28 protein-coding genes are annotated in these 25,325 nt (G+C 74.2%); 12 read left to right on the top strand and 16 right to left on the bottom strand.

Annotated elements, in window-relative coordinates:
- Positions 1 to 66: 66 nt before the first annotated feature.
- From ACYP53_RS07350 to ACYP53_RS07340, 3 genes are all read right to left on the bottom strand, one after another.
- Positions 67 to 795, bottom strand: a complete 729-nt coding sequence (locus tag ACYP53_RS07350) for a VOC family protein (RefSeq protein ID WP_459646946.1) — start codon at positions 793 to 795, stop codon at positions 67 to 69.
- Positions 729 to 1,598, bottom strand: a complete 870-nt coding sequence (locus ACYP53_RS07345) for a hypothetical protein (RefSeq protein ID WP_189913466.1) — start codon at positions 1,596 to 1,598, stop codon at positions 729 to 731. The genes ACYP53_RS07350 and ACYP53_RS07345 overlap by 67 nt, the downstream gene beginning before the upstream one ends.
- 313 nt (positions 1,599 to 1,911) lie before the next feature.
- Positions 1,912 to 2,139 carry a hypothetical protein gene (locus tag ACYP53_RS07340; protein ID WP_189913467.1) on the bottom strand — a complete coding sequence of 76 codons (228 nt, stop codon included), beginning with the start codon at positions 2,137 to 2,139 and terminating at the stop codon, positions 1,912 to 1,914.
- A gap of 367 nt (positions 2,140 to 2,506) precedes the next feature.
- Between ACYP53_RS07340 and ACYP53_RS07335 the strand changes: the two genes are divergently transcribed.
- The 8 genes from ACYP53_RS07335 to ACYP53_RS07300 all read left to right on the top strand — a co-directional run bounded on the left by ACYP53_RS07335 (position 2,507) and on the right by ACYP53_RS07300 (position 12,432).
- Positions 2,507 to 3,493 carry a helix-turn-helix domain-containing protein gene (locus ACYP53_RS07335; protein WP_189913468.1) on the top strand — a complete coding sequence of 329 codons (987 nt, stop codon included), beginning with the start codon at positions 2,507 to 2,509 and terminating at the stop codon, positions 3,491 to 3,493.
- 268 nt (positions 3,494 to 3,761) lie between these two features.
- Complete coding sequence (locus ACYP53_RS07330; RefSeq protein WP_189913469.1) at positions 3,762 to 5,525, top strand: LCP family protein; 1,764 nt, start codon at positions 3,762 to 3,764, stop codon at positions 5,523 to 5,525.
- A 142-nt stretch (positions 5,526 to 5,667) separates the two neighbouring features.
- The gene (locus ACYP53_RS07325; RefSeq protein ID WP_189913470.1) at positions 5,668 to 6,117 is read left to right on the top strand and encodes an SRPBCC family protein; all 450 of its coding nucleotides are present in this window, start codon (positions 5,668 to 5,670) and stop codon (positions 6,115 to 6,117) included.
- Between the two features lie 128 nt (positions 6,118 to 6,245).
- Positions 6,246 to 7,010 carry an HAD family hydrolase gene (locus ACYP53_RS07320; protein ID WP_459646945.1) on the top strand — a complete coding sequence of 255 codons (765 nt, stop codon included), beginning with the start codon at positions 6,246 to 6,248 and terminating at the stop codon, positions 7,008 to 7,010.
- Between the two features lie 73 nt (positions 7,011 to 7,083).
- On the top strand, positions 7,084 to 9,489 hold the full coding sequence (locus ACYP53_RS07315; RefSeq protein WP_459646944.1) for a glycoside hydrolase family 65 protein: 2,406 nt from the start codon (positions 7,084 to 7,086) through the stop codon (positions 9,487 to 9,489).
- A 160-nt stretch (positions 9,490 to 9,649) separates the two neighbouring features.
- Positions 9,650 to 11,383, top strand: coding sequence for a pyruvate dehydrogenase (locus ACYP53_RS07310; RefSeq protein ID WP_268256517.1), 1,734 nt, complete (start codon positions 9,650 to 9,652; stop codon positions 11,381 to 11,383).
- Between the two features lie 156 nt (positions 11,384 to 11,539).
- Complete coding sequence (locus ACYP53_RS07305; RefSeq protein WP_189913473.1) at positions 11,540 to 12,175, top strand: helix-turn-helix domain-containing protein; 636 nt, start codon at positions 11,540 to 11,542, stop codon at positions 12,173 to 12,175.
- Positions 12,176 to 12,207: 32 nt separating this feature from the next.
- Positions 12,208 to 12,432 carry a DUF6126 family protein gene (locus ACYP53_RS07300; RefSeq protein ID WP_189913474.1) on the top strand — a complete coding sequence of 75 codons (225 nt, stop codon included), beginning with the start codon at positions 12,208 to 12,210 and terminating at the stop codon, positions 12,430 to 12,432.
- 22 nt (positions 12,433 to 12,454) lie between these two features.
- Here the strand turns inward: ACYP53_RS07300 and pdxR are convergent, their stop codons facing one another.
- Positions 12,455 to 13,894 carry a MocR-like pyridoxine biosynthesis transcription factor PdxR gene (pdxR, locus tag ACYP53_RS07295; RefSeq protein ID WP_459646943.1) on the bottom strand — a complete coding sequence of 480 codons (1,440 nt, stop codon included), beginning with the start codon at positions 13,892 to 13,894 and terminating at the stop codon, positions 12,455 to 12,457.
- A 36-nt stretch (positions 13,895 to 13,930) separates the two neighbouring features.
- Positions 13,931 to 14,377: a carboxymuconolactone decarboxylase family protein gene (locus tag ACYP53_RS07290; RefSeq protein WP_189913571.1), complete on the bottom strand. Its 447-nt coding sequence runs from the start codon at positions 14,375 to 14,377 to the stop codon at positions 13,931 to 13,933.
- Between the two features lie 129 nt (positions 14,378 to 14,506).
- Here ACYP53_RS07290 and sigJ point away from each other — a divergent pair, with 129 nt between their 5' ends.
- Positions 14,507 to 15,409: an RNA polymerase sigma factor SigJ gene (gene sigJ, locus ACYP53_RS07285; RefSeq protein ID WP_459646942.1), complete on the top strand. Its 903-nt coding sequence runs from the start codon at positions 14,507 to 14,509 to the stop codon at positions 15,407 to 15,409.
- Between the two features lie 58 nt (positions 15,410 to 15,467).
- On the opposite strand, the gene ACYP53_RS07280 is transcribed toward sigJ, so the two are convergent.
- Positions 15,468 to 16,265: a glucose 1-dehydrogenase gene (locus ACYP53_RS07280; RefSeq protein WP_373313670.1), complete on the bottom strand. Its 798-nt coding sequence runs from the start codon at positions 16,263 to 16,265 to the stop codon at positions 15,468 to 15,470.
- Positions 16,266 to 16,337: 72 nt separating this feature from the next.
- Between ACYP53_RS07280 and ACYP53_RS07275 the strand changes: the two genes are divergently transcribed.
- Positions 16,338 to 17,099: an alpha/beta fold hydrolase gene (locus ACYP53_RS07275; RefSeq protein WP_459646941.1), complete on the top strand. Its 762-nt coding sequence runs from the start codon at positions 16,338 to 16,340 to the stop codon at positions 17,097 to 17,099.
- On the opposite strand, the gene ACYP53_RS07270 is transcribed toward ACYP53_RS07275, so the two are convergent.
- From ACYP53_RS07270 to ACYP53_RS07260, 3 genes are all read right to left on the bottom strand, one after another.
- On the bottom strand, positions 17,084 to 18,007 hold the full coding sequence (locus tag ACYP53_RS07270; protein WP_189913479.1) for an undecaprenyl-diphosphate phosphatase: 924 nt from the start codon (positions 18,005 to 18,007) through the stop codon (positions 17,084 to 17,086). The two genes, ACYP53_RS07275 and ACYP53_RS07270, sit on opposite strands and share 16 nt — an antisense overlap.
- Positions 18,008 to 18,106: 99 nt before the next feature.
- On the bottom strand, positions 18,107 to 18,295 hold the full coding sequence (locus ACYP53_RS07265) for a hypothetical protein (RefSeq protein WP_189913480.1): 189 nt from the start codon (positions 18,293 to 18,295) through the stop codon (positions 18,107 to 18,109).
- A 136-nt stretch (positions 18,296 to 18,431) separates the two neighbouring features.
- Entirely contained in the window at positions 18,432 to 19,214 is a 783-nt protein-coding gene (locus tag ACYP53_RS07260; RefSeq protein WP_189913481.1) for an NRDE family protein, read from the bottom strand.
- A 128-nt stretch (positions 19,215 to 19,342) separates the two neighbouring features.
- Here ACYP53_RS07260 and ACYP53_RS07255 point away from each other — a divergent pair, with 128 nt between their 5' ends.
- Positions 19,343 to 19,843, top strand: a complete 501-nt coding sequence (locus tag ACYP53_RS07255) for a carboxymuconolactone decarboxylase family protein (RefSeq protein ID WP_189913482.1) — start codon at positions 19,343 to 19,345, stop codon at positions 19,841 to 19,843.
- A gap of 11 nt (positions 19,844 to 19,854) precedes the next feature.
- Positions 19,855 to 20,664: an isocitrate lyase/PEP mutase family protein gene (locus ACYP53_RS07250; RefSeq protein WP_189913483.1), complete on the top strand. Its 810-nt coding sequence runs from the start codon at positions 19,855 to 19,857 to the stop codon at positions 20,662 to 20,664.
- 64 nt (positions 20,665 to 20,728) lie between these two features.
- Here ACYP53_RS07250 and ACYP53_RS07245 read toward each other — a convergent pair whose 3' ends face one another.
- From ACYP53_RS07245 to ACYP53_RS07215, 7 genes are all read right to left on the bottom strand, one after another.
- Positions 20,729 to 20,965 carry a hypothetical protein gene (locus ACYP53_RS07245; protein ID WP_459646940.1) on the bottom strand — a complete coding sequence of 79 codons (237 nt, stop codon included), beginning with the start codon at positions 20,963 to 20,965 and terminating at the stop codon, positions 20,729 to 20,731.
- Between the two features lie 5 nt (positions 20,966 to 20,970).
- Complete coding sequence (locus ACYP53_RS07240) at positions 20,971 to 21,243, bottom strand: hypothetical protein (protein ID WP_189913485.1); 273 nt, start codon at positions 21,241 to 21,243, stop codon at positions 20,971 to 20,973.
- A gap of 99 nt (positions 21,244 to 21,342) precedes the next feature.
- Positions 21,343 to 22,476 (bottom strand): cytochrome P450 family protein, encoded by a 1,134-nt coding sequence (locus tag ACYP53_RS07235; RefSeq protein WP_459646939.1) that lies wholly within the window; start codon positions 22,474 to 22,476, stop codon positions 21,343 to 21,345.
- Entirely contained in the window at positions 22,440 to 23,930 is a 1,491-nt protein-coding gene (locus tag ACYP53_RS07230) for a cytochrome P450 (protein WP_459646938.1), read from the bottom strand. Before ACYP53_RS07230 ends, ACYP53_RS07235 begins: the two co-directional genes overlap by 37 nt.
- A complete protein-coding gene (locus ACYP53_RS07225) occupies positions 23,927 to 24,571 on the bottom strand; it encodes a GTP-binding protein (RefSeq protein ID WP_189913487.1) in 645 nt (214 codons plus the stop codon). The genes ACYP53_RS07230 and ACYP53_RS07225 overlap by 4 nt, the downstream gene beginning before the upstream one ends.
- Complete coding sequence (locus tag ACYP53_RS07220) at positions 24,549 to 24,896, bottom strand: DUF742 domain-containing protein (RefSeq protein ID WP_189913488.1); 348 nt, start codon at positions 24,894 to 24,896, stop codon at positions 24,549 to 24,551. Before ACYP53_RS07220 ends, ACYP53_RS07225 begins: the two co-directional genes overlap by 23 nt.
- The gene (locus ACYP53_RS07215; RefSeq protein ID WP_189913489.1) at positions 24,893 to 25,306 is read right to left on the bottom strand and encodes a roadblock/LC7 domain-containing protein; all 414 of its coding nucleotides are present in this window, start codon (positions 25,304 to 25,306) and stop codon (positions 24,893 to 24,895) included. Before ACYP53_RS07215 ends, ACYP53_RS07220 begins: the two co-directional genes overlap by 4 nt.
- Between the last annotated feature and the right edge of the window lie 19 nt (positions 25,307 to 25,325).

The following is a 25,325-nucleotide window of genomic DNA, read 5'->3' as shown; positions in this document are numbered from 1 at the left end:
GCCGTGACTTCGTGACGCCGTGACAGCAGGACGGCAGGACCCGATCCCCCCGGTCGGGCCCTGCCGTCAGTCCCGGTCGCCGTCGGCCGGCGCCGAGACGACGCCGAACTCGGCGCCCCACGGGTCGCGCAGCACCGGCGGCTCCTCGCGGCCCGGGCGGATCAGCCGCGCGCCGAGCTCCACCGCCCGGCGCACGGTGTCCGCCGGGTCGAGGGCGCCGACGTGGGGCAGCCACTGCGGGCGGCCCTGGTCGCTCTCGACCACCCGGGCCCGTCCGTCCCCGTCGAGCTCGAACTCCCCGTCGGCGGTGAGCCGGTAGCCGAAGAGCGCGCCGTAGAAGGCCTCGGCCCGGGCGGCGAGCGGCACCCGCAGCTCGTGGCCGCTGATCGCGCCGGGTTCGTCGGCGAGCACCACGCCCTCGGCGCGGCTGCCCTCCCAGAAGCCGACCGCGGCGCCGGAGGGGTCGACGGTGAGGAAGAGCCGGCCGTTCGTCCCGACCGGCACCGGCGGCATCACCACCCGGCCGCCGTGGCGCCCGACCTGCGTGCAGGTGCGGGTGGCGTCCTTGGTCGCCAGGTAGATGTTCCACACCGCGCCCGGCGGCATCCCGGCCGGCGCGGCGCCGAAGCCGCCGATGATCTCCCCGCCGAGCATCGCGAGCTGGTAGTCGGGCGACTCGGCGACGAACTCCCAGCCGAACAGCGCCGAGTAGAAGTCCCGGCTCCCGTTCAGATCGGGAGTGATGCAGTCAGCCCAGCACGGAGCGCCGATGGCATAGCGGGTACGTCGAGGCACGACTCGTCCTTCTCCTTGGTCATTGCGTGATCGATCAGGCCCGCCGCCTCCTCCGCCCCGCCCACACCGGGCAGGTGCAGGCAGTGGGTCGGCGCCCCGGCGAGCAGGCCGGCCGATCCGGCCGGCCAGGTCTGGGTCGTGAACTCCCATGGTGCCAGCCGGACTTCCTCGTCGACGCCGCGACACAGCCGGACCAGCGCGGGCGGTGCCAGCCGGGCCCGTACCGGAACGACCGGGCCGAGGCACTCGGGGCGGACCAGCAGCACCTCGCCGCCGATCGGCGAGGCGACCGTGCGCCACATCCCCTCCGGCAGTCCGGCGCCGCGCAGCCAGGCCGCGGCGGGGCCGCGCGCCTCCAGCGGGGTGAGGTAGGGCAGCACGTGGCCGCTGCGGCGGTCCAGCACCAGCAGCCGTCCGGACACGAACTCCCAGGAGCGCTGGGCCAGCGCGGCGCCGACGTTCGCCTGTTCCGAGTACGGCCCGCCGAGCAGTGCGACGGTGGCGCCGCCCTTGGCCAGCACCACGGCCGGGAGCAGGCAGAACCGGTCCTGCAGCGCGGCGAACGGCGGCACGGCGGGCGGCACGTTGCCCCAGCCCCGGAAGGGCCGCCGCAGCAGCGGCGTGCCGTCGCTGCGGCGGACCAGGAAATCGCCCGGGGAGCCATTTCCGGCGGCGCCGGAGAATTCCACCCGCAGCTGGTCCGGATCCTGGGAAATCCCTGTGAGGTGAGGACCGAAATGGAACGAGATCTCATCGCGGTCGGCCCGGACGAGGCCGACCTCGATGCCGAAGAAGTTCAGCACAATCGGCTCGATAACCGGCACTGTCGCTCCTGACGGGTTTGTTGCACATTCAATTTCTTGCGGCGCCCGGAGTTCGGTCCCGGCCGGGTCGGCCCGGGTGGGGCGCGCGGGGGCGGGCGGCACCCTTCGGCGCGGCCGGCGCGGCGGGCCGACGGATGCGGTCGGCCGGTGCGGCCGGAAGGGGCCGGCGCGGGGGCCGCGCCCGTCGGCCGGCCCGGTGGGCGGGTGCGTCCACCTGGGGCCTCGTCACCGCCCGACGGACGGTGTGCGATGAGGGGACGTCATGTGCGCGGTGTGTCGGCGGCTTTGCCGCTCACTCCCAGCGCCAGTCGCCCGGCGCGTTGATGCCGGGCAGCTTGGCCAGCCGGGACGTGCTGATCTCGTCGGCGAGGTGGCCCAGCGCGGTGGACACCGAGGCGACGGCGGTCGGGCCGGCGGTCGGCGCGTGGCTGGTCGCGGCCTGCGCCGACCCGGCCAGGACGCCGCAGGCCAGGGCGATCGCGGCGGCGGTGGTACAGGCGAACCTACGGCAGGAAAGCATGGAGTCCCCCAGGACGAACAGTGTTTCGGAAGCGGCGCCGGGCATTTCCCGCGACCGCTGCGGTCGACCGCCGGTGAGAGCGGTCCGCGGTCATTGGCGGGCCCGGCCGGGGAGCTCGCCGCTCCCCGACAACCGAAAGTCTGCTGCACGCCGAGGGGCACCGGAAGGTGTTCGGGACGGCAGGAAGAACGGCGTGGCACGATGGTGCCATTACCATTCCATTACCTTTCCCGGGCGGGCCGATCGACGGACCGGAACAGGGGGCTCCGGGCGGTTGTCCCGGTCCGCTCGCCCTGGCATGATCAGGCGGCAACTCGTCCGGTCGAAATTGCCGGTCGGGGCGACGGACTACGGGGGTGGTGCGCCGATGACGGACGGGATCGACGACGCCGCACAGGCGGTCTACCGGTTGATGCTGACTGATCATCATCTGGATGCCAAGGGGATCGCCGACGAGCTCGGCCTGCCCGAGGGACGCATCCGTGCCGCGCTCGACCAGCTCGCCGACCTCCGACTGCTCCGGCCGTCCGAGGAACTCCCGGGCGAGCTCCCGGGCGGCCTGCGGCCGGTCGACCCCAGGGTCGGGCTGCCGGCCCTGCTGCGCCACTACGAGTCCGTCCAGCAGCGCACCCAGCAGGAGTTCGAACGGCGCCAGAACGCGATCACCAGCCTGCTCGCCGAGTACCGGGACGAGACCGCCCGGGAGGACAGCCAGCTGGAGCGGCTGATCGGGCTCGCCACCGTGCAGGCCCGGCTGGACGAGCTGGTCCGCTCGGTCACCGGGGAACTGCTCACCTTCAACCCCGGCGGCGCCCAGTCCGCCGCCTCGCTCCAGGCCAGCCGCCCCGGCAACGAGGAACTGCTCGCCCGCGGCGTGGCGATGCGGACGGTCTACCTGGACAGCGTCCGCAAGGACCGGGCCACCGTCCAGCACGCCGAGTGGCTGACCGGCCTGGGCTGCGAGGTCCGGACGGTGCCCGCGCTCCCGCTGCGGATGATGGTCATCGACCGCCGGGTGGCCCTGGTGCCGATAGACCCGGCCAACACCCGCAAGGGCGCGGTGCAGATCTCCTCGCCCGGCGTGATCACCGCCCTCCTCTCCCTGTTCGAGCAGACCTGGTCCGACGCCACCCCCTTCGGCGCCCCGCGCGAGCGCGACGAGCAGGGCCTGACCCGCCAGGAGCACGAACTGCTCCGCCTGCTCGGCCAGGGCTACACCGACGAGGCGGCCGGCAAGCACCTCGGGCTCTCCCTGCGCACCGTGCGCCGGATGATGGCCGACCTGATGGACCGCCTCAGCGCCCGCAGCCGCTTCGAGGCCGGCCTCCTGGCCGGCCGCCGCGGCTGGCTCTGAGCCCGCCACCCTCCCCCGGGCAGTGGCATGAGTCACGTCGGAATCGGTCGGTTTCAGGTGTTCTGCCTGGTGATCGCCCTGCCGTCGCCGCGGTAGCCGGGTGACCGGAGGTCGGTGATCGCGTCGCGCCTAAATATGATCGGAAGCAACGATTGTCGGTTGGTGCCGATGGTCGTACGTGCAACCTGGGAAACGGTTGGGGCCGTCTCTCTGTGTGCGGTGCGCCAGATCGTCCGGGGCGTCGCTTCCGTCGGTGAAAGGTACGCGCATGTCAGGTCAGTGGGGCGAGGGCCCGGCTCGGGGCGAGGACGCACCCGGCGCGCTCACGACCGAGGGCACCGAGAGCGGCGGCGCCGTGCCGTCCCCCCGTTCCGGCGGCCGGGCCGAGGCCCGCCGTGCGGCCTCCCAGGGCAAGGGCGGCCGCGGCGGCAAGGCGACGGGCCCGGACACCGGCGGCCGGGCGGCCGCGCGCAAGAACGCCAAGCCGAAGAAGAACGTCAAGAAGATCGTCGCCTGGTCGGCGGCCGGCGTCCTGGTCCTGATCGCCGGCGCGGGCGGCGCGATCTACTTCAAGCTGAACGCCAACATCAAGTCCTTCGACGGCGACGCGATATCCCATGACCGTCCGCCCGAGGCGAAGGCCGACGCGGACGGCAACAAGCCGGTGAACATCCTGCTGATCGGCTCGGACAGCCGCGGCAAGAACAACGCCGACCTCGGCGGCGGCGAGGACGGCGGCGCCCGCTCGGACACCACGATCCTGCTGCACGTCTACGCCGACCACAAGCATGCCGTGGGCATCTCGATCCCGCGCAACACGATGGTCCAGCTGCCGTCCTGCAAGCTTCCCAACGGCAAGTGGACCAAGGGCGGCAACACCGACCTGTTCAACGCGGCCTTCTCGACCGGCGGCAGCGACGACGGGAACCCGGCCTGCACCCAGAACACCGTGGAGAAGCTGACCGGCATCCGGGTCGACCACACCATGGTGGTCGACTTCAACGGCTTCGCCGCGATGACCAAGGCCGTCAACGGCGTGGACATCTGCCTGCCGAAGGCGATCTACGAGGGCGACATCAACCCCAACCTGCACAAGAAGGGCGACCTCGTCCTCCCGGCGGGCAAGCAGACCGTGGACGGCCAGAAGGCGCTCGACTACGTACGGCTGCGGCACGGCATCGGCGACGGCTCCGACATCGGCCGGATGAAGCGCCAGCAGGCCTTCATGAGCTCCCTCATCAGCAAGATCAAGAAGGACGGGCTGAGCCCCACCAACCTGCTGCCGCTGGCCGACGCCGCCACCAAGTCGCTGACCGTCGACCCGGGCCTGAACTCGGCGGACAAGCTGCTCTCCTTCGGGCTGTCGATGAAGAACATCGACATGCACGACCTCAAGTTCGTGACGGCGCCCTGGCGTTACCGCACCCAGGACTCCAACATCGACCTCATCCAGTCGGACGCCAACAAGCTCTGGGAGACCCTCAAGGCCGACCAGACCATCGACGGCCAGAACGCCACCGGCCAGCAGCCCGACGCGCCCGGCAGCGGCACCAGCCCGGCCGCGCAGCCGCCCGCGCCCACCACCCCGGCCGCCCCCGCCGCGGACGCCTCCAACGCCGCGATCAAGGTGTCGGTCTACAACGGGACCGTCGTCAACGGCCTGGCCGGCAAGGGCACCGAACTGCTGAAGACCGCCAAGTTCGGCGCCACCACCGCGGGCCAGGCGGCGAGCACCAAGTACAAGACCACCACGATCGAGTACGGCTCCGGGCAGAAGGCCAATGCCGAGAAGATCGCCGCGCTGTTCCCGGGGGCCGAACTGTCCTCCGGCAGCTCCAAGGGCATCTCGGTGATCGTCGGCCAGGACTTCGCGGCGACCACCGGCGGCGGCACCGGCTCGCCCAGCGGGACGGCCGGCGCCACCCCCGGCGTCCCGTCCCCGCCGCAGCCGCTGCCCACCACCGTCACCAACGACGCCCGCTCGGCGGACGACGACATCTGCGCCAACACCACGTACGGCAGCGGCGGCTGATCGCACCGCCCGCCCCGGGACCGACCGTCCCCGGCACGACCCCCGACCCCCGACCCCCGACCGGCGTCCCAGGGCGCGCGGGCCCGGGGGTCGTGCCATCGTGGCCACAGGAGGAGGGGACGGGCACCGAAAGGCGGACCCCATGCCCGAGATCGCCCTGCAGTTCGACATCGCCGCGCCCCGGGCCGTCGTCCTCACCGCGCTCACCACGCACGACGGGCTGACCTCCTGGTGGACCACCGCGGTGGACCGGGAGGACGACGTCCTGCTGTTCGACTTTCCCGAGGTCCCCGAGCCCTTCCGGCTCCGGGTGGAGCGGGCCGACCAGGACCGGGTGGTGTGGACCAACGCCGGGGCCTTCCCGCCGCACTGGGCGGGCACCTGGATCAGCTGGGAGCTGGCCGAACAGCCCGGAGCACCCGAACGCACCCGGCTGCTGTTCCGGCACGGCGGCTGGCAGCCGGGCAGCGAGGAGGGCGTCCCGGCGGTGGCCGGCACCTGGGCCGAGCTGCTGGTCCGGCTCAAGGACCACGCGCAGAGCGGCAAGGTCCAGCCGTACTTCGTCACCGCCCGGCGCCACGACGCTCCGTGACCGCGCCGTGACCGCCGTGCCCGCCAGCACCGGCCCGTACCGGTCCGCGACGACCGGAACCGGCCCTTCCCGCGACGCGCCGCCGGGAAATCGGCGGCTTCCCCCCGTTCCCGGGTAAGACTGCACCCATGCTGGGGCTACCGGACGACATCCGTGCTTTCCTCTTCGACCTCGACGGGGTGCTCACCCAGACCGCGAAGGTGCACGCCGCGGCCTGGAAGGACACCTTCGACGCCTTCCTGCGCGCCGAAGCCGCCCGCACCGGCGGGCCGTTCGTCCCCTTCGACGCCGTCGCCGAGTACGACGCCTACGTGGACGGCCGTCCGCGACTCGACGGCACCCGGACGTTCCTGCGCAGCCGGGGCATCGACCTGCCCGAGGGCGCCCCGGACGATCCGCCCAACTCCCGTACCGTGCAGGGGATCAGCCGGGCCAAGAACGACACCGTGCTGCGGATGATCCGGGAGCAGGGCGTCCAGCCGTACGAGGGCTCCGTCGCCTACGTGCACCGGATGCGCGCGGCCGGGCTGCCGGGCGCGGTGGTCTCCTCCAGCGCCAACTGCCGTGACGTGCTGCGGGCGGCGGGCATCGAGGACCTGTTCGAGGTGATCGTGGACGGCCAGGTCGCCAAGGCCGAGGGCCTGCCCGGCAAGCCCGCCCCGGACACCTACCTGTACGCCGCCCGCGCACTCGGTGTCGAGCCCGCGCACGCCGCCGTCTTCGAGGACGCGCTCGCCGGGGTGGCCTCCGGCCGGGCGGGCGGCTTCGGCGCGGTCGTCGGGGTGAACCGCACCGGTCAGGCCGCCGAGCTGCGCCGCGACGGCGCCACCGTGGTCGTCGAGGACCTCTCCGAGCTCCTGGGAGAGGGAGAGGGAGAGGGAGAGAAGGCATGAGCGAGCGCAGCGAGCTCATCATCGAGAGGTGCGTCTGGGCGAATGCCCCTGCCGAGCGCAGCGAGGTGGGCGCATGAGCCCCTCGGACAACTTCGCGATCGACCCCTGGCAGGTCACCGAGCAGGGCCTGGACCTGGGCGCGCTGGCCCGCGCCGAGTCGGTCTTCGCCCTCTCCAACGGGCACATCGGCCTGCGCGCCAACCTGGACGAGGGCGAGCCGCACGGCCTGCCCGGCACCTACCTCAACGGGGTCTTCGAGCTGCGCCCGCTGCCGTACGGCGAGGGCGGTTACGGCTATCCGGAGTCCAGTCAGAGCGTCATCAACGTGACCAATGGCAAGATCATCCGGCTGCTGGTGGACGATGAGCCCTTCGATCTGCGCTACGGCGAACTCATCAGCCACAAGCGCTGGTTGGACTTCCGTGAGGGGCTGCTTCACCGCGAGGCCGAGTGGACCTCCCCGGCCGGCCGGACCATCCGGGTGCGCTCCTCGCGGCTGGTCTCGCTCACCCAGCGCGCGGTCGCCGCCGTCGAGTACAGCGTCGAGGCGGTGGACGGCCCGGTGCGGATCGTGCTGCAGTCCGAGCTGGTCGCCAACGAGCAGCTGCCCGGCGGCCCCGAGGGCGACCCGCGCGCCGCCGCCGTCCTGGAGGCGCCGCTGCAGCCCGAGGTGCACCACGCCGGCGGCACCAAGGCCGTCCTGGTGCACCGCACCCGCTACAGCGGCATCCGGGTCGCGGCCGGCATGGACCACGTCATCGCGGGCCCGGAGAGGTCCGACACCGTCGCCGAGGCGGAGGCCGACCACTGCCGGATCAGTGTCACCACCGTCCTGGAGCCCGGCGCCAGGCTGCGGCTGACCAAGTTCATCGCCTACGGCTGGTCCGGCACCCGCTCGCTGCCCGCCGTCCGGGACCAGGTGGAGGCCGCGCTGACCGCCGCCCGGTACACCGGCTGGGACGGCCTGGTCGCCGAACAGGCGGAGTTCCTGCGGGAGTTCTGGGAGAACAGCGACATCGAGATCGAGGGCGACGTCGAACTCCAGCAGGCCGTCCGGTTCGCGATCTTCCACGTGCTGCAGGCCGGCGCCCGCAGCGAGGAACGGGCCATCCCCGCCAAGGGGCTGACCGGGCCCGGCTACGACGGGCACAGCTTCTGGGACACCGAGACCTTCGTCCTGCCGGTGCTCACCTACTGCCTGCCCGCGGCCGTCAACCAGGCCCTGCGCTGGCGGCACACCACCCTCCCGCTGGCCCGTGAGCGCGCCGCCCAGCTCGGCCTGGCCGGCGCGGTGTTCCCCTGGCGGACGATCCACGGCGAGGAGTGCTCCGGGTACTGGCCGGCCGGCACCGCGGCCTTCCACATCGGTGCCGACATCGCCGCCGCCGTCGCCCGCTACGTCCGGGCCACCGGGGACGAGGAGTTCGAGCGGGTGTACGGGCTCGAACTCCTCGTGGAGACCGCCCGGATGTGGCGCTCGCTCGGCCACCACGACGTCGCCGGGAAGTTCCGCATCGAGGGCGTCACCGGCCCCGACGAGTACAGCGCCATCGCCGACAACAACGTCTTCACCAACCTGATGGCCCAGTCCAACCTGCGCGCCGCCGCCGAGGCCGCCGTCCGTCACCCGCACGAGGCCGCCGAACTCGGCGTGGACACCGAGGAGACCGCCGCCTGGCGGGACGCGGCCGCCGCGATGTTCATCCCCTACGACGAGGACCTCGGCGTCCACCCGCAGGCCGACGGCTTCACCGACCACCAGGTCTGGGACTTCGAGAACACCCCGCCCGAGAAGTACCCGCTGCTGCTGCACTTCCCGTACTTCGACCTCTACCGCAAGCAGGTGGTCAAGCAGGCCGACCTGGTGCTCGCCATGCAGGTCCGCGGCGACGCCTTCACCGACGAGCAGAAGGCCCGCAACTTCGCCTACTACGAGCGCCTCACCGTCCGCGACTCCTCCCTCTCCGCCTGCACCCAGGCGGTCATCGCCGCCGAGGTCGGCCAGCTCGACCTCGCGTACGACTACACCGCCGAAGCGGCCCTGATGGACCTCCACGACCTCGGCGGCAACACCCGCGACGGCCTGCACATGGCCTCCCTCGCGGGGGCCTGCATCGCCCTGGTGGCCGGCTTCGGCGGGCTGCGCGACCACGGCGAGACGCTCGACTTCCGGCCCCGGCTGCCGTCCGGACTGATGCGGCTCAGCTTCTCGCTGCTGGTGCGCGGACGGCTGCTCGGCGTCCGGATCGGCCACGACGGGACGACGTACACGCTGCGCCGCGGCGAGGTCCTCCACCTGCGCCACGACGGGGAGGAGGTGGAGGTCAAGGCCGGCGCCCCGGTCACCCTGCCGACCGCCGCCCCGCCCGCCCAGGAGCGGTTCGCCCAGCCCCCCGGCCGGGAGCCCGCCCGCCGCCAGCCCCAGGCGGGCCTGGCCGCCGGCAAGCTCGGCCAGCAGGACCACCTGGCCGCCGAGTAGCCGTCCCGGGGCTCCGCCACCGCGGCCGTTCCGGACCCTCACCCGTTCGGCCCACTCCGGGTGCCCCGGGGCCCCGCCCGTCGGAGGGTGCAGGTGTCCTGCGCCGCCGCAGGTGTCCTGCGGCGGGGCGGCGGTGAGTGACGACGATGGGAGCACACCCGTGGCGAGCGTGGCCGAACAGATGGTGGAGGTGCTCCGGCAGGCCGGGGTGGAGCGGGTCTACGGCGTCGTCGGCGACAGCCTCAACCCCGTCGTGGACGCGATCCGCCGGGCCGAGGGCATCGCCTGGGTGCACGTGCGCAACGAGGAGGCCGGCGCGTTCGCGGCCGCCGCCGAGGCCGAACTCACCGGCCGGATCGCGGTCTGCGCCGGCTCCTGCGGCCCCGGCAACACCCACCTCATCCAGGGCCTCTACGACGCCCAGCGCAGCGGCCTGCCCGTCCTCGCGCTGGCCTCGCACATCCCCTCCGCCCAGATCGGCACCGGCTTCTTCCAGGAGACCCACCCCGAGCGGGTCTTCACCGACTGCAGCAACTGGTGCGAGATGCTCTCGGCCCCCGCCCAGCTGCCCCGGCTGCTGCGGATCGCCGTCCAGCACGCGCTCGGCTCGCACGGCGTCTCGGTGCTCTCCTTCCCCGGGGACGTCGCCGCGCTGCCCGCCGCCGGCCCCACCGGCACCAGCCACTTCCTCACCGAGCAGGCCGTCGCCGCGCCGCCGTGGTCCCAGGTCCAGGAGCTGGCCCGGCTGCTCAACGCCGCCCGCAAGGTCGTGCTGTTCTGCGGCGCCGGGGTGCGCGGCGCGCACGCCGAGGTGATGGCGGCCGCGCAGGCCCTGAACGCGCCGATCGGGCACTCGCTGCGCGGCAAGGAGTGGATCCAGTACGACAACCCGTACGACGTCGGGATGAGCGGTCTGCTCGGCTACGGCGCCTGCCACGAGGCGCTGCACTCCGCCGACCTGGTGCTGCTGCTCGGCACCGACTTCCCCTACGACTCCTTCCTGCCGCAGGCGCACACCGTCCAGGTCGACCACGACGCGACCCGGCTCGGCCGCCGCACCGCCCTCGACCTGGCCGTCCACGGCGACGTCGCCGCCACCCTGCGGGCCGTGCTGCCGCTGCTGGACGCCAAGCGGGACCGGGCCTTCCTGGACGGCATGCTGCGCAAGCACTGCCGCGCCCTGGAGGACGTGGTCGGCGCCTACACCCGCGACATCGAGAAGCACCTGCCGATCCACCCCGAGTACGTGGCCTCGGTCCTCGACGAGGTCGCCGCCGAGGACGCCGTGTTCACCGTCGACACCGGGATGAACAACGTCTGGGCCGCCCGCTACCTGCAGCCCAACGGCCGCCGCCGGGTGATCGGCTCCTTCCTGCACGGTTCGATGGCCAACGCCCTCCCGCACGCCGTCGGCGCCCAGCTCGCCCACCCCGGGCGCCAGGTGGTCGCGATGGCCGGCGACGGCGGCATCGGCATGCTCCTCGGCGAGCTGCTCACGGTGGCGAAGCACCGGCTGCCGGTGAAGACGGTGGTGTTCAACAACGGCGCGCTCGGCATGATCAAACTGGAGATGCTGGTCTCCGGCTACCCGGAGTGGGAGATCGACAACGGCGACGTGGACTACGCGGGCATCGCCCGGGCGATGGGCATCCCGGCCAAGCGGGTCACCGAGCCGGCCCGGGTGCGGGAGGTGCTGGCCGAGGCGCTGGAACGGCCGGGGCCCGCGCTGGTGGACGTGGTCACCGACCCCAACGCGCTGTCCATCCCGCCGCACATCACCGCCGCCCAGCTGAAGGGCTTCGCGCTGGCGGCCGGGCGGACGGTGCTCTCCGGCGGCGTCGGCCGGATGGTCGACCTGGCCCGGAGCAACCTGCGGAACATCCCCCGACCCTGAGCCGGCAGGGGCCCGCCGAACGGGCCTGCCGAAGGGGCCCGCCGAAGGGGCCCGCCGAACGGGGCCGCCGAAGGGGCCTGCCAAGGGCGCGCGGACGTGGTTTGCCCCAGAGGCAAAATTCTTGCCCGTGCGGCACGTCGGGTGTCCACTGGGCACATGACCACCAGCTCCACCGGCACCCCCGCCACCGGCGACCAGCTCGACGACCAGGAGGTCGTCGGCCTCGCCGCCCGCCTCCGCGAGCACCGGCTCAGCAGCCGCCTCACCCTGGAGGTGGCCGCCGCGCGGGTCGGGCTCTCCCCAGCCTATCTGTCCCGGCTGGAGACCGGCCGGCGGCAGCCCTCGCTGCCCGTCCTGCTCGGCCTCGCCCGCGCCTACGGCACCTCGGTGTCCGGCCTCCTCGGCGAGACCGCCGCCGAACCCGACCCGGTGGTCCGCGGCGGCGCCATCGAACCCGGCCGGGCCGGCGGCTGGGGCTACCGCCGGGCCGGCGCCCCCGGCCGCGCCATGCAGGCCCTGCGGGTGCACGTCCCGCCGGGCGTGCAGGACGCGGTGGTCCGGGTCCACCCGGGCGAGGAGTGGCTGTACATCCTGCGCGGCGAGCTCCGGCTCACCCTCGGCGACCGCGTCCACCACCTCGGCGTGGGCGACTCCGCCCACTACGACTCGCTCACCCCGCACTGCATCGCCGCCGAATCCGACAGCGGCGTCGAACTGCTCTTCGTCCACACCCTGCTGCAGAGCCCCGGCGGCGAACTCTGCCTCGGCGGCGGCCCCGCCACCGTTCACTGACCAGCCGTCAGAACACCCTGGAGGAGATCACCATGGCCGATCCCACCACCACCGTCACCCCCGTCGCCGCCGTGACCCCGGCCGCTGCCGTCACCCCGGCCGCCGCCGGCGACACCGCCGCCGGCCCGAAGACCATGGACGCTGGCAAGTGGGCCAACAAGCGGGTCTACCTCCGCCTGGTGATCTACACCGCCGGCATCCACGCCTTCGCCGGCTTCATCATGCTCCTGTTCGAACTCGGCAGCCGCAACAAGTAGCCCCGCCCCCGATCGCCACCCCTCAGGCCCCGCGCAGCAGTTCGCAGAGGGCCCGGACCGCCGCCGGGAAGGCGTGGTCCGGCGGGGTGGCGTAGCCGATCACGAGGGACGGCGGGGGCGGGGTGTCGGCGGCCCCGGTCGGGACGGCGCGGTGCGAGACGAGGCCGCTGAGGGAGATGCCGGCGGCCTGGGCCCGGGCCAGGAGTTCGGGTTCGGGGGTGGCGTCGGGCGGCAGCTGGACGACGGCGTGGAGGCCGGCCGCGATGCCGGTGACCCGGACGTGCGGGGCGTGTTCGGCGAGGGCGGCGACCAGCTGGTCGCGGCGGCGGCGGTAGTGCAGCCGGCAGCGCCGGACGTGGCGGTCGTACGTGCCGGAGGTGATCAGTTCCGCCAGGGTCAGCTGGTCGAGCACCGGGGACATCGTGTCGGCCAGCACCTTGAGCCGGGCGACCGGTTCGACCAGGGCGTCGGGCAGGGCGAGCCAGGCCAGCCGCAGTCCGGGGGCGAGGCTCTTGGCGGCCGTACCGGCGTACACCACCCGCTGCGGGTCGAGCGCCTGCATCGCGCCGAGCGGCTGCCGGTCGTAGCGGAACTCGCCGTCGTAGTCGTCCTCGATGACGTACCGGTCCTGCTCGCGCGCCCACCGCACGGCCTCCGCCCGGCGTTCGGCGGACAGCGGGGCGCCGGTGGGGTACTGGTGGGCCGGGGTGAGCAGGACGGCGCCGGGCCGGGCGTCCAGCCGGTCGACCAGGGCGCCCTCCTCGTCCAGCGGCAGCGGGACGGTGGTGAGTCCGGCGGCGCGGACGACGGCGTGCTGCGGCGGCAGCCCGTACTCCTCGACGGCGAGCGTCCGGGTGCCGCGTTCCCGCAGGGCGGCGCAGAGCAGGCCGAGGCCCTGGGTGACGCCGCTGCAGACGAGCAGGTGGTCGGGGTCGGTGCGCACGCCGCGGACCCGGGCGAGGTAGTGGGTGAGGGCCTCCCGCAGTTCGATCCGGCCGAGCGGGCTGCCGTAGTCGAGGGCTTCGTGCGGCGCGACGGCGAGGGCGCGGCGGGCGGCGGCGAGCCAGGCGGTGCGGGGGAAGAGCGAGAGGTCGGGCCGGCCGGAGGTCAGGTCGTGCCGGGCGGTCCGCCGCGGTGCCGTCCGGGCGTCGGTGCGCCGGCCGGGGGCGGGGTTCTCCGGTACGGCGCGGCGGGCGACGGTGGTGCCGGAGCCCTGCCGGGAGTCCAGCCAGCCCTCCGCGGTGAGCTGGCCGTACGCCTCGACGACGGTGTTGCGGGCGATCCCGAGGTCCTCGCCGAGGGCCCGGGAGGAGGGCAGCCGGGTGCCGGGTGCAAGCCGCCCGTCCTGGACGGCTTCGCGCAGGGCGTCCTCCAAGGCGGCCCGCAGGCCGGTGCCGGCGGCGCGCCGTTCGGTGAGGTCCAGGTGGAGGTCGCCGCCGAAGGAGGTCCAGGAGCTGGTCACGGGCCCATTCTCGCCCGGGACCGGGGGTCCCGGGGTTCACCAGGTGGTGCCGGCGGGCTCCTCGATGGTGGCGTTGATGCGGTTGAAGAGGTTGGTGAGCGCGATCATCAGGATGATCGCGGAGAGCTGCGCCTCGTCGAAGTGGTCGGCGGCGGCGTCCCAGACGTCGTCGGGGACGGCCTTGCCGGTGCGGTCGGCGATCCGGGTGGCGGCTTCGGTGAGTTCGAGCGCGGCGCGCTCCTCGTCGGTGAAGAACGGGGCCTCGCGCCACGCGGCGACGGCGTGCAGCCGCTCGTCGGTCTCGCCGTGCTGCTTCGCGCCCTGGACGCCGGAGAACACGCAGGCGCTGCAGCCGTTGATCTGGCTGGCGCGCAGGTGGACCAGTTCCAGGATCCGCGGGGCGACGCCGCCCTGGTACGCGGCCTTGTAGATGTTCTGGATGCCCTTGGTCGCGTCCGGCAGGACCAGCGCGGGGTTCTTCATCCGGGCGGTGCGGGCGGTGCGGCCAGCCGGAGCGGTGGGGGCGGTGGTGCGGTCGGTGGTCACGGTGGTCTCCTCGTCGGTTAGCGTCCGTCACTGGACCGACGGATCCCGACGCGAGGATGTGACAGGGTGAGCGAGGAAGTTTCTTCGGCCGAACTGACCGGACTGGCAGGGCGGTTCGAGACCGAGCGGCCGCAACTGCGGTCGGTGGCCTACCGTATGCTGGGGTCGATCGCGGAGGCCGAGGACGCCGTCCAGGAGGCCTGGCTGAAGCTGAGCCGCAGCGACGTGAGCGAGGTGCGCAACCTCGGGGCGTGGCTCACGACGGTGGTCGGCCGGATCTGCCTGGACCAGCTGCGTTCCCGCGCCTCCCGGCGGGAGGACCCGCTGCCCGAGCAGGACGGACAGGTACGGCTGCCGGACCCGGTGGTGAGCGGGCTGGCGGCGTTGGACCCGGTGCACGAGATCCTGGTCGCCGACTCGGTGGGGATCGCGCTGATGGTGGTCCTGGAGACGCTGTCGCCGGCCGAGCGGGTGGCGTTCGTGCTGCACGACATGTTCGAGGTGCCCTTCGACGGGATCGCCGAGGTGCTCGGCCGCACCTCGGCCTCGACCCGGCAGCTGGCCAGCCGTGCCCGCCGCCGGGTGCAGGGCGCGACCCCGGCCGGGGACGCGGACGACGCCCGCAAGCGCGAGGTGGTGGAGGCGTTCCTGACGGCTTCCCGGGCGGGTGACTTCGACGCCCTGCTGACGGTGCTGGACCCGGACGTGGTGGCGCGTTCCGACGGCGGCACGCTGGTGCCGAGCGTGCTGCGCCGGGGCGCGGGCGACGTCGCCTCGCAGGCGATCGTCTTCGCCCGGTACGCCAAGGAGGGCCGGACGGTCCTGGTCAACGGCTCGCCCGGGGTGGTGTCGTTCGCCGACGGCCGTCCGCTGTCGGTCATGTCGTTCACCATCCACGAGGGCCGGATCACCGAGATGAACATCCTCACCGACCCGACCCGGCTGGCCGCGCTGGGCCTCACGGCCTGAGCGGCCCCGCCCGTCCCGGGTCCGTCCGGCAGCCCGCCGGGCGGACCCGGGCGGGTCCTCAGGCCAGGCCGCCGGTGGCGCGGAGGTTCTGGCCGGTGATCCAGCGGCCGTCCGGGCCGGCCAGGAAGGCGATGACGTCGGCGATGTCCTCGGGCCGGCCGAGGCGGCGCAGCGGGGTGAGGCCGGCGACGCGGGTGAGGGCCTCGGGCGGGTTGGTGCCGCGCAGCAGGTCGGTGTCGGTGGCGCCGGGGGAGACGGTGTTGACGGTGATCCCGCGCGGGCCGAGTTCGACGGCGGCGACGGCGGTGAGCTGTTCGACGGCGCCCTTGCTGGCGGCGTACGCGGCGATGCCGGGGACGGGCCGGACGGTGTTCGCGGTGGAGATGTTGACGATCCGTCCGCCGTCGCGCATCCGGCGGGCGGCGTAGCGGACGGTGGTGAAGACGGAGCGGGTGTTGACCGCGAGGACGCCGTCGAGGGCCGCGTCGTCGAGCTCGGCGAGCGGGGTGGGGACGAAGGACTTGGCGGCGTTGTTCACCAGGACGTCCAGCCCGCCGAGCCGTTCCTCCGCCTCGGCCATCAGCCGTTCGGCGGCGCCCGGTTCGCCGAGGTCGGCCCGCAGGGCCCAGGCGCGGCCGCCCTCGGCCGCCACGGCGCGGACCGTCTCCTCGGCGGCCTCCTCGTCGCGGGCGTAGGCGAGGACGACGTCCGCGCCGTCGCGCGCCAGTCGGCGGACGACGGCCCGCCCGATGCCCCGCGAGCCGCCGGTGACGACCGCCGCCTTCCCCTCCAGCGGCCTCGACCCGTTCGACCCGTTCGGCGGGCTCGACGGATACGACGGGTTCGACGCTTCCACCATGTTTCCTCCACGTGTTGTTCGCCGTAGTTTCCCGGGCCGCTGTCGGACCCGCACGCTACGGTGCCGCCCATGGCGAACTTTGTACTGGTGGCGGGCGCGTGGCTCGGCTCGTGGGCTTGGGACGAGGTCGTGTCGGAGCTGCGCGCGGCCGGGCACGGAGCGTACCCGCTGACGCTCTCCGGGCTCGCGGAGAAGGGCTCGGCACCCGCCGGGCAGCAGACGCACGTCGCGGACGTGGTGGCCGAGGTGGTGGAGCGCGACCTGCGGGACGTCGTGCTGGTGGGGCACAGCTACTCGGGCATCCCGGTCGGCCAGGCCGCCGAGCGGATCGGCGACCGGCTGGCCGGGCTGGTCCTGGTGGACGCCAACGTGCCGGTGGCGGGGGAGTCCTTCGCCGACCAGATACCGGAGCCGGCCGGGCTGCGGGCGGACCTCGCCGCCCACGGGGGCTGGTGGCAGCCGCTGCCGCCCGCCGACTTCGCCGGGCAGGGGCTGTCGGCCGGGCAGATCGCCCGGATCGCCGAGCGGGCCACCCCGCACCCGGGCGCCTCGCTGACCGAACCGGCCGTCCTGGCGGGCCCGTTGAGCGCGCTCCCGACGGTGTACGTGAAGTGCCTGCTGGACTGGCCGGAGCCGCCGCCCGGGGTCGCCCGGCTGGTCGCGGACGGGCACTGGCGGCTGGTGGAGCTGGACACCGGGCACTGGCCGATGTTCTCCCGTCCGGCCGAACTCGCCCGCGTCCTGAGCGAGTTCCGGGGCGCCGTGCCGGCCCGGACCGACAGGGCCGAGACCGACGAGGCTCAGACCGACGGGGCTCAGACCGACAGGTAGACCGCGCTGCCGACGCCGGCCAGGAAGCAGTAGACCGCGAACGGCGTCAGGCTGCGGGTCTCGAAGTACTTGGTGAGGAACCGCACCGAGACGTACCCGGCGGCGAAGGCGGCGACGCTGCCCGCGGCCACCGGGCCGAGCACGGCGGAGTTCTCCGGCTTGAACAGCTCGGGGACCTTCAGCGCCGAGGCGGCCAGGATGACCGGGGTGGCGAGCAGGAAGGAGAACCGGGCGGCGTCCTCGTGGTGGAGTCCGCGCAGGATGCCGGCGCTCATGGTGACGCCGGAGCGGCTGATGCCCGGGAACAGGGCGAGGATCTGCGCGGCGCCGATCCAGGCGCCCTGGACGAAGCTCAGCCTGGTGAGCCGCTGGTCGGAGGCGATCGCCGGGTCCAGGCCCGGCTCGTCGACGGGCGCGGCGTGTCCGTGCCCGGCCCGGCGGCGGCCGCTGCCGCCGCGCTTGAGCCGTTCGGCGCCGAGCAGCACCAGCCCGTTGAGGGCGAGGAAGACGGCGGCGGGGACGGGCTTGCCGAGCGCGTTGCGCAGGGCCTTCTCCAGGACCAGGCCGGCTACGCCGACCGGGATGGTGGAGAGGATGAGCAGCCAGGTGAGCCGCTCGTTGCGGGTCTCCACCCGGCGGTGGCGGATCGAGCTGACCAGGCCCTCGGCGACCCGGACCCAGTCCTTCCGGAAGTAGACGACCAGCGCGAGCGCGGTGGCCAGGTGCAGGGCGACCAGGGCGGCGAGGTAGGAGGAGCCCTCGGCGGTCATGTCGAGGTCGTGCTGGATCTTCCCGCCGATCAGGGCGGGCAGCAGGATGCTGTGGCCGAGGCTGGAGACCGGGAAGAGTTCCGTCACTCCCTGCAGCAGGCCGACGCCTATCGCTTCCGGGTAGGTCAGGGTGGACATCGCGCACCTTCGCTCGGGGGTCGCCGGCCGGTCCGATCCGGGGGCCCTCGCGAAGCTACTACGGGCATGTAGACGCCCGGCAGTCCCGCCGCCAGAAGTTCACCGACCGTACGTCCGGCCGACATCGAGGCCGAGGTGGTGGACCAGCGCCCCGGCCACGGCGGCCGGCACGGTGACGGACGGGACGGCCCGGTGCGCGGCGTCGCCGAGCAGGACGGCGGCGGTCACCGCGAGCGGGGTGCCCACCAGCGGCAGGGCGACGGTCAGGACGGCGGGCAGACGGTGCACGGTGGCTCCCGGGGCTCGGGTTCGGGTTCGGCGGGGACTTCTGGTCCGGCGCACGCCACGATGCCGCCTCCCGCAGCGTCAGGCTCAAGTCCTTTTCCGCCGCCCGGTTCCGTGGCGCCCAGCGCCCGAGCCCGGCTCAGCCCGTCGCCACCCGCCGCCAGCCCGATCCGTCCGCCGCCACCGGAGCCGCCGCGAAGTCGTACCGCAGCCGGTCCGGCCCGAGCGCGAGCAGCGAGATCGAGGAGGAGCCCCAGATCCGTCCGTCGCCGAAGTCCCGCCGCTGGACCAGCGCCGCGTCCGCGTCCGGCGCCAGCCCGTCCCCGGCGACGATCGGCAGCCAGGCGCCCCAGGCCCGGGCGGTCGGGGCGTCGCCGGTCGGTTCGGGCCGGGGCGCGGCGGTGAAGCGGGCCCGGAAGTGGTCGGCGCGGGCGGCCATCAGCGCGCTGACCCGCTCGGAGGCGGAGCGGTTGGCGGCCTGGCCCTCCAGCCCGTCGTTGAGCACCACGCTGAGGCCGGCGGGCAGTTCGCGCCGCTCCAGGCGCCCGCCGTCCCAGCTGCTGACGGTGGCGCCGTCCGGCCGGGCCAGGACGAGGTGGAAGGGGTCGTACGGGGTGAGGTCGAGGTGGTCGATCCCGCCCGCGGTGACGGCGGTGAGCGGCAGGTGGCCGCGGGTGCGCCGGGTGCCGGCGGGGGCGGGCGGGCCGAAGCCGTTCAGCAGGCAGGCGGCGGTGCGCCGGGCGGGGTCGACGGCCAGCCAGGTGCCGCCGGCCGCGAGGTCCAGTCCGCCGAGCAGCCCGGGCCGGTCCGGCCAGTGGTGGTCCGGCGGCAGCCAGGCGCGTCCGAGGTACTCGTCCCGGACGGACAGCAGCAGCACCGGTACCGCCGCCCCGGGTTCGATGCTGACGAACGCCGTGCACACGACCTGGGCCCCCTGACCTCGTCCTCCCGGTGATCCTCGCACGGCTGTTCGCACACCGGAAGTGGCCCAAGGAACCCGGTGCCGAATGCACCAGGACGGCGGGCCACCGCCCTCCTAGGCTGGCGCTCATGACGACGAACGAGACCGTGCCGGCCACCGACGCGGCGAACCGCGCGCCCGTACCCGCCCCGGCCCAGCGCATCGTGCTGCCGAAGCTCGCCCCGGCCTTCTACCGGGCGATGGCCGCCACCGACGAGGCCGCCAGGAACGGCCTCGACCCGGTGGTCGTCGAGCTGGTCAAGCTGCACGCCTCGATGATCAACGGCTGCGCCTACTGCATCGACATGCACTCCACCGACGCGATCGCGCAGGGCGAGCGGGAGCACCGGCTGCTCTCCCTCCCGGCCTGGCGCGAGACCTCCTGGTTCACCGCCCGGGAGCGCGCCGCGCTCGCCCTCACCGAGTCGGTGACCCTGCTGACCCAGGGCCACGTGCCGGACGCGGTGTGGGCGGAGGCCGCCGAGCAGTTCGACGAGACCGAGCTGGCCCAGCTGGTGGCGCTGATCGCCACCATCAACGCCTGGAACCGGATCGGTGTCAGCACCCGCATGAGCCCGGCCGCGAAGTGAGGGCCGCGGACATGACCTCGCTGCGGGAGAAGGCCCTGCTGCTCCGGGAACTGCACCGCCCGGGCGATCCGCTGGTGCTCGCCAACGTGTGGGACGCGGCGAGCGCCCGCCTGGTGGCGGCCGCCGGGGCGCGGGCGGTGGCCACGGCCAGCGCGAGCGTCTGCTGGTCGCTCGGCAGTCCGGACGGCGGCGGCGTCGACCGCGAGGAGGTGCTGGCCCGGACCGCCGGGGTGGTCCGGTCGGTGGACCTGCCGGTCACCGCCGACCTGGAGGACGGCTACGCGGCGACCGCGGCCGGGGTCGGCGAGACCGTCACCGCGCTGCTCGCCACCGGTGCCGTCGGGGTCAATCTGGAGGACGGCGGACGCCCCGTGGCGGAGGCCGCCGAGCGGATCGCGGCGGCGCGGTCGGCGGCGGACGCGGCCGGTGTCCCGCTCTTCGTCAACGGGCGCACCGACGTGTTCCTGCTGGGCACCGGCGCCCCGGAGGGCCGGCTGGACGACGCGGTCGAGCGGCTGCGGGCGTACGTCGAGGCGGGTGCGGACGGCGTGTTCGTCCCCGGCGTGGCCGACCCGGAGACCGTCGCCGCCCTGGTCGCGGCCGTCCCGGCGCCGCTGAACGTGCTGGCCGGCCCGGGCTCGCTGTCGGTCGCCGAACTGGCGAAGCTCGGCGTGGGCCGGATCAGCCTCGGCCCCGGCCTGGCCAAGGCCGCGTACGCGGCGGTCCGCCGGGCCGCCGAGGAGGTCTACGCGAGCGGCACGTACACCGCCCTCGACGGCGGGCTGACCTACCCGGAGCTCAACGGGCTCTTCACGGACTGAGCGGCACCGGCGCACCGGCGCACGGGCGGCCGGCCGTACGGGGGTCGGCCGGCCGCCCGGGCGCTCAGCCGAGGGCGCGGTCGATGGCGTTGGTCCTGCCGCAGTCGTCCACGTGGTCGCCGAGCGAGCCGCCGAGCACCGGCACCACCGCCACCTCCTGGAAGCAGACGGCGGCGGCGGTGAGGCCCCAGCCGCGGGCCGGGGCGGTCCCGTCGGCGACCGCGGGCGCGGCCGACGCGGCCGACGCGGCCGACGCGGCCGACGCCACCAGGGCCAGGGCGAGGGCGAGCGGCGTGCGCATCCCGGTCAGCCGATCTGCCCGCTGAGCCCCGGGTGGCTCATCTGGTTGGTGCCGACGGCCTCGATCTCGTTGGCGGTGTGCCCGACCACCGGGAGCTTGCCCGCGGTCTGCAGGGCGAGGTCGGCGGGGGAGAGGTTGAGCCCGTCGGTCAGGCCGCCGGTGGCGTCCGGCGAGGCCGCCGTCTGGGTGGTGGCGGAGGCGGCCGGGGCGGCGAGGGCGAGGCCCGCCATGGTGAGGGCGGCCAGGGTGGCGAGCTTCTTCATGCCGTGGTTCTTCATGCCGTGGCTCCTCGCGCCTTCGTTCGTGCGGTGCGTGCCGTGCGTGCCACGCGTGCCGTGGTTCGTCATGCACTGCCGAACGACCCGGCCGCCCTCAGGTCACCGGCCGGGTCCGACGGTCACCCACAGGGTCCGCACGCTGTTGCTGACGAAGGACGCGATCGGCTCGTTCGTCCGCCCCTCGGCGAGGGCCAGCCCTGGGAAGCGCGTGAACAGGTGCCGCAGCGCCGTCTCGGCCTCCAGCCGGGCGAGCCCGGAGCCGAGGCAGAAGTGCGGGCCGTGGCCGAGCGACAGGTGCCGGTTGGGCTGCCGGGTGAGGTCGAAGCGGTCGGCGTCGGGGTGGTGTCCGCCGTCGCGGCCGGCCGCCGCGTACGAGGCCAGCAGGGCCTCGCCGCGCCGGATCACCACGTCGCCGACCTCGATGTCCTCGATCGCGTAGCGCAGCGGGAACTGGCCGACCGGTGAGTCGTAGCGCAGCGTCTCCTCGACCACCGCCGACCACGGCTGCGCGCCGTCCAGGACGAGCCGCAGCTGGTCCGGGTGGGCGAGCAGGGCGCGGACGGCGTTGGTGATCAGGTTGAGCGTGGTCTCGTGGCCGGCGACCAGCATCAGCAGCAGGGTGCCGACCAGCTCGGCGTCGCTGAGCCGCTGCTGGCCGGGGTCGTGGCCGGACTCCTGGGCGGCGATCAGCGCGGTGGTCAGGTCGTCGCCGGGCCGGGCCCGCTTGGCGGCCACCACCGAGGCCAGCAGCGCGTTCAGGTCCCGCTGCGCGGCGACGGCCGCGGCCGGGGTGGCCGAACTGGAGACCAGGGTGTCGGAGAGCGCGTGCAGCTCGTCCTGCTGTTCCAGGGCGAGGCCGAGCAGTTCGCCGATCACCTGCATCGGCAGCGGGTAGGCGAAGTGCTCGCGGAGGTCGAACTCGCCGTCGAGCTCGGCGACCTCGTCGAGCAGCGCGACGGCCCTGGCCTCGATCGCGGGGGCCAGGTCGGCGATCCGGCGCGGGGTGAAGGCCTGGGAGACCAGTCCGCGCAGCCGCCGGTGGTCCTCGCCGTCGGCGGTGACCATGCCGGGGACGGCGATGAAGTTGGTCAGCGGCCAGCCCTCCGGGAGCCGCCCCTCCCGGAAGGTCGTCCACAGCCGGGCGTTCTTGCCGACGCGGGGGTCGGCCAGCAGCGCCTGGAGGGTGTCGTGGTGGGTTATCGCCCAGACCACCACCCCGCCAGGGAGCTCCACCAGGACCGCGGGGCCGGCCGCTCGGAGCCGGGCGTTCTCTCCGTGCTGGTCGCCTCCGAAGGGGTCGAGTCTGACGGGTTCGGGGCGGGCTCCTGCGGAGTCGACGGCGGTGTCCATGCGGGCCTCTCGGGGGCTGGCGGGCGGGGCGGGGTGAAGGCGCTGTAGAGCACCGGCAGGGCGGTCAGGGCCCGTGACCACGGGGACGGCCGCCAGGTCAGTTCGCCCGGCGGGACGGCGAGTTGGAGGTCCGGCAGGCGGTGCAGCAGGGTCTCGACGGCGGTCTCGACGATGATCCGGGCCGGCTGCTGGGCCGGGCAGACGTGCCGGCCCGCGCCCCAGGCGAGGTGGGCCCGGTTGCCGCCGAGCGAGCCCTGGGCGGCGGCCGAGACGCCCTGGGCGGCCGGGTCGGCGTTGGCCGCGGCCAGGCCGAGGACCAGCATGTCGCCGGCGCTGATGTACTGGCCGCCGAGCACGGTGTCGCCGGTGGCCCAGCGGCCGGGGAAGTTCTGCGTCGGCGGGTCGCGCCAGAGCACCTCCTCCAGCGCGTCCGAGACGGTGAGCCGGCCGCCGGTGAGGGTGGCCCGGAAGCGCCGGTCGGTGAGCAGCAGCCGCAGGGTGTTGCCGGTCCAGTTGATCGAGGTCTCGTTGCCCGCGACCAGCAGCACCACCAGGTGGTGCACCGCCTCCTCGTCGGTCAGCCCGGCCGGGTGGGCGAGCAGCCAGGAGGTGAGGTCGGCGCTGGGCGCGGTCCGGCGGCGCCGGACCAGGTCGACCAGGATCCCCTGGAACTCGGCGCCGGCCCGCTGGGACTCCGCGCTGCTGTCCACGAAGTGGCTGATCAGCTGGACCAGCCGGGGCCCGGCCTCGACGGGGAGGCCGACCAGCTGGGTGAAGACCAGCAGGGGCAGCTGCCGGGCGTACCGGGCGATCAGGTCGGCGGTGCCGTCCGGCCCCCAGCTGTCGATCAGGCCGTTGGCGGCGGCCTCGGTGGTCTCGCGCAGCTGGTGGTGGTCGATCTGGGCGAGGGTGTCCGAGACGGCGGAGCGCAGCCGCTGGTGCTCGGCCCCGTCCAGGTTGAGCAGGGTCGGCCGCCAGGAGGTCATCGTGAGCAGCCGGGACTCGGCGGACAGCCGGCCCTCGGCGGGCACCCGCCAGCGGCGCGAGTCCTTGGAGAACAGCGCCTCGTTGCGGGTGAGTTCGAGCATCTCGGCGTAGCCGAGGACGAGCCAGGCCTCGACCCCGGGCTCCAGCTCGATCGGCGCGACCGGGCCGTGGCGTTCGCGCAGCCGGGCGTACAGGCCGTGCGGGTCCTCGGCGACGGCCGGTCCGTACAGCGGGGTCAGCGGTACGCCGACGGGCAGGCCGCCCGGCAGGCCGCCGGTCAGGCCGCCGGTCAGGCCGGCGCCGTGCGCGACCGGGCAGCCGGGGGCGGCGCCGGGTTCGGGGGCGGTCATCCCTGCAGCTCCAGGATCGAGTTGCGGTGCAGATGGTCGACGAAGTCGATCAGCAGGTCGTACGACTGCCGCCGGTCGCGCGCGTCGCAGAACAGGATCGGTACGTCCGGCAGCAGGTCCAGCGCCGAGCGCAACTCCTCCTCCGGGTAACTCGGGGTGTCCGGGAAGGTGTTGACCGCCACCGCGAACGGGATGCGCTGCTCCTCCAGGCGGCCGAGGACGTCGAAGCTCTCGTCCGGGCGGCGCAGGTCGACCATGGCGATGGCGCCGAGCGCGCCGCGCGACAGGTCGTCCCAGAGCGGCCAGAACCGCTGCTGCCCGGGCGTGCCGAACAGGTACAGCGCGAGCCGGGAGTTGAGCGTGATCCGGCCGAAGTCCAGCGCGACCGTGGTGGTCGTCTTGTCGCCGCGCCCGGTGAGGTCGTCGACGCCGCTGCTCGCGGCCGTCATGGTCTCCTCGGTGCGCAGCGGGGTGATCTCGCTCAACGACCCGACCAGGGTGGTCTTGCCGACCCCGAACGGTCCGGTGACCAGGATCTTGACCGCGCCCTGCACCGAGGACGGCAGGTACTGCGGCCCGGCGGCGGAACCGGCGGCCCCGGGGGCCTCGGCGGGGGCTTCAGCGGAGTTGGCGGAGGCCAACGAGCACCTCTTCCAGGAGGGTTGCGGGCAGGCGTTCGGCCTGCGGGACGGGCGGGAGCACCTGCACGGCGCCGAGGTCCCACAGGTCCCCGACCAGCACCTTGACGACGCCGAGCGGCAGCCCCAGGTGGGCCGCCACCTCGGCGATGGACAGCAGGCTGTGGCAGAGCCCGAGGATGCGCCGGTGTTCCCGGTTCAGCAGGTCGTGCTCGGGCAGTTGCGGCGGGCCGGGTAACGCGCTGACCAGGCTCTCGACGGCCAGCTCGGTCCGGGTGGAGCGGCTGCGGCCACCCGTGATGACGTACGGCCGGACCGGCCCGCTCACCGGTGGCCCCCCGCCGCGTGATCGACGCGCGGCGGGCTGGTGAGGTGGGTTCCGATCCGCTCGACGAGGACCTGCATCTGGTAGGCGACCAGGCCGGCGTCCACCGCCTCGCCGGTCACCACCGCCAGGTGCGCCCCGGCGCCGGCGGCGACGATGAAGAGGTAGCCGCCGCCGTACTCGATGATGATCTGGCGGGTGGCACTGCCCGGTCCGCCGAAGCCCGTCGCGACGCCGCGGGCCAGCGACTGCAGACCGGAGCAGGCGGCGGCGAGCCGTTCGGCGTCCTCGCGCGGGATGCCGGTGCTGCGGCCGATCTCCAGGCCGTCGTTGGAGACGACGACGGCGTGCTGCACCTGCGGGACGGCGATGATGTCGGCGAGCAGCCAGCCGAGATCAGGGGTGGTGGTCATGGAACTCTCCGGAGCGCTG

This window comes from Kitasatospora sp. Ki12 (genome assembly GCF_054601375.1).
This window is presented reverse-complemented; position numbering and strand designations above follow the sequence as displayed.

Bases quoted from the DNA above. Each gene is read 5' to 3' on its own strand.
- ACYP53_RS07340 (WP_189913467.1), bottom strand. From the start codon at position 2,139: ATGCTTTCCTGCCGTAGGTTCGCCTGTACCACCGCCGCCGCGATCGCC.
- ACYP53_RS07335 (WP_189913468.1), top strand. From the start codon at position 2,507: ATGACGGACGGGATCGACGACGCCGCACAGGCGGTCTACCGGTTGATG.
- ACYP53_RS07330 (WP_189913469.1), top strand. From the start codon at position 3,762: ATGTCAGGTCAGTGGGGCGAGGGCCCGGCTCGGGGCGAGGACGCACCC.
- ACYP53_RS07325 (WP_189913470.1), top strand. From the start codon at position 5,668: ATGCCCGAGATCGCCCTGCAGTTCGACATCGCCGCGCCCCGGGCCGTC.
- ACYP53_RS07320 (WP_459646945.1), top strand. From the start codon at position 6,246: ATGCTGGGGCTACCGGACGACATCCGTGCTTTCCTCTTCGACCTCGAC.
- ACYP53_RS07315 (WP_459646944.1), top strand. From the start codon at position 7,084: ATGAGCCCCTCGGACAACTTCGCGATCGACCCCTGGCAGGTCACCGAG.
- ACYP53_RS07305 (WP_189913473.1), top strand. From the start codon at position 11,540: ATGACCACCAGCTCCACCGGCACCCCCGCCACCGGCGACCAGCTCGAC.
- ACYP53_RS07300 (WP_189913474.1), top strand. From the start codon at position 12,208: ATGGCCGATCCCACCACCACCGTCACCCCCGTCGCCGCCGTGACCCCG.
- ACYP53_RS07290 (WP_189913571.1), bottom strand. From the start codon at position 14,377: ATGAAGAACCCCGCGCTGGTCCTGCCGGACGCGACCAAGGGCATCCAG.
- ACYP53_RS07275 (WP_459646941.1), top strand. From the start codon at position 16,338: ATGGCGAACTTTGTACTGGTGGCGGGCGCGTGGCTCGGCTCGTGGGCT.
- ACYP53_RS07270 (WP_189913479.1), bottom strand. From the start codon at position 18,007: ATGTCCACCCTGACCTACCCGGAAGCGATAGGCGTCGGCCTGCTGCAG.
- ACYP53_RS07255 (WP_189913482.1), top strand. From the start codon at position 19,343: ATGACGACGAACGAGACCGTGCCGGCCACCGACGCGGCGAACCGCGCG.
- ACYP53_RS07250 (WP_189913483.1), top strand. From the start codon at position 19,855: ATGACCTCGCTGCGGGAGAAGGCCCTGCTGCTCCGGGAACTGCACCGC.
- ACYP53_RS07245 (WP_459646940.1), bottom strand. From the start codon at position 20,965: ATGCGCACGCCGCTCGCCCTCGCCCTGGCCCTGGTGGCGTCGGCCGCG.
- ACYP53_RS07240 (WP_189913485.1), bottom strand. From the start codon at position 21,243: ATGAAGAACCACGGCATGAAGAAGCTCGCCACCCTGGCCGCCCTCACC.
- ACYP53_RS07230 (WP_459646938.1), bottom strand. From the start codon at position 23,930: ATGACCGCCCCCGAACCCGGCGCCGCCCCCGGCTGCCCGGTCGCGCAC.
- ACYP53_RS07215 (WP_189913489.1), bottom strand. From the start codon at position 25,306: ATGACCACCACCCCTGATCTCGGCTGGCTGCTCGCCGACATCATCGCC.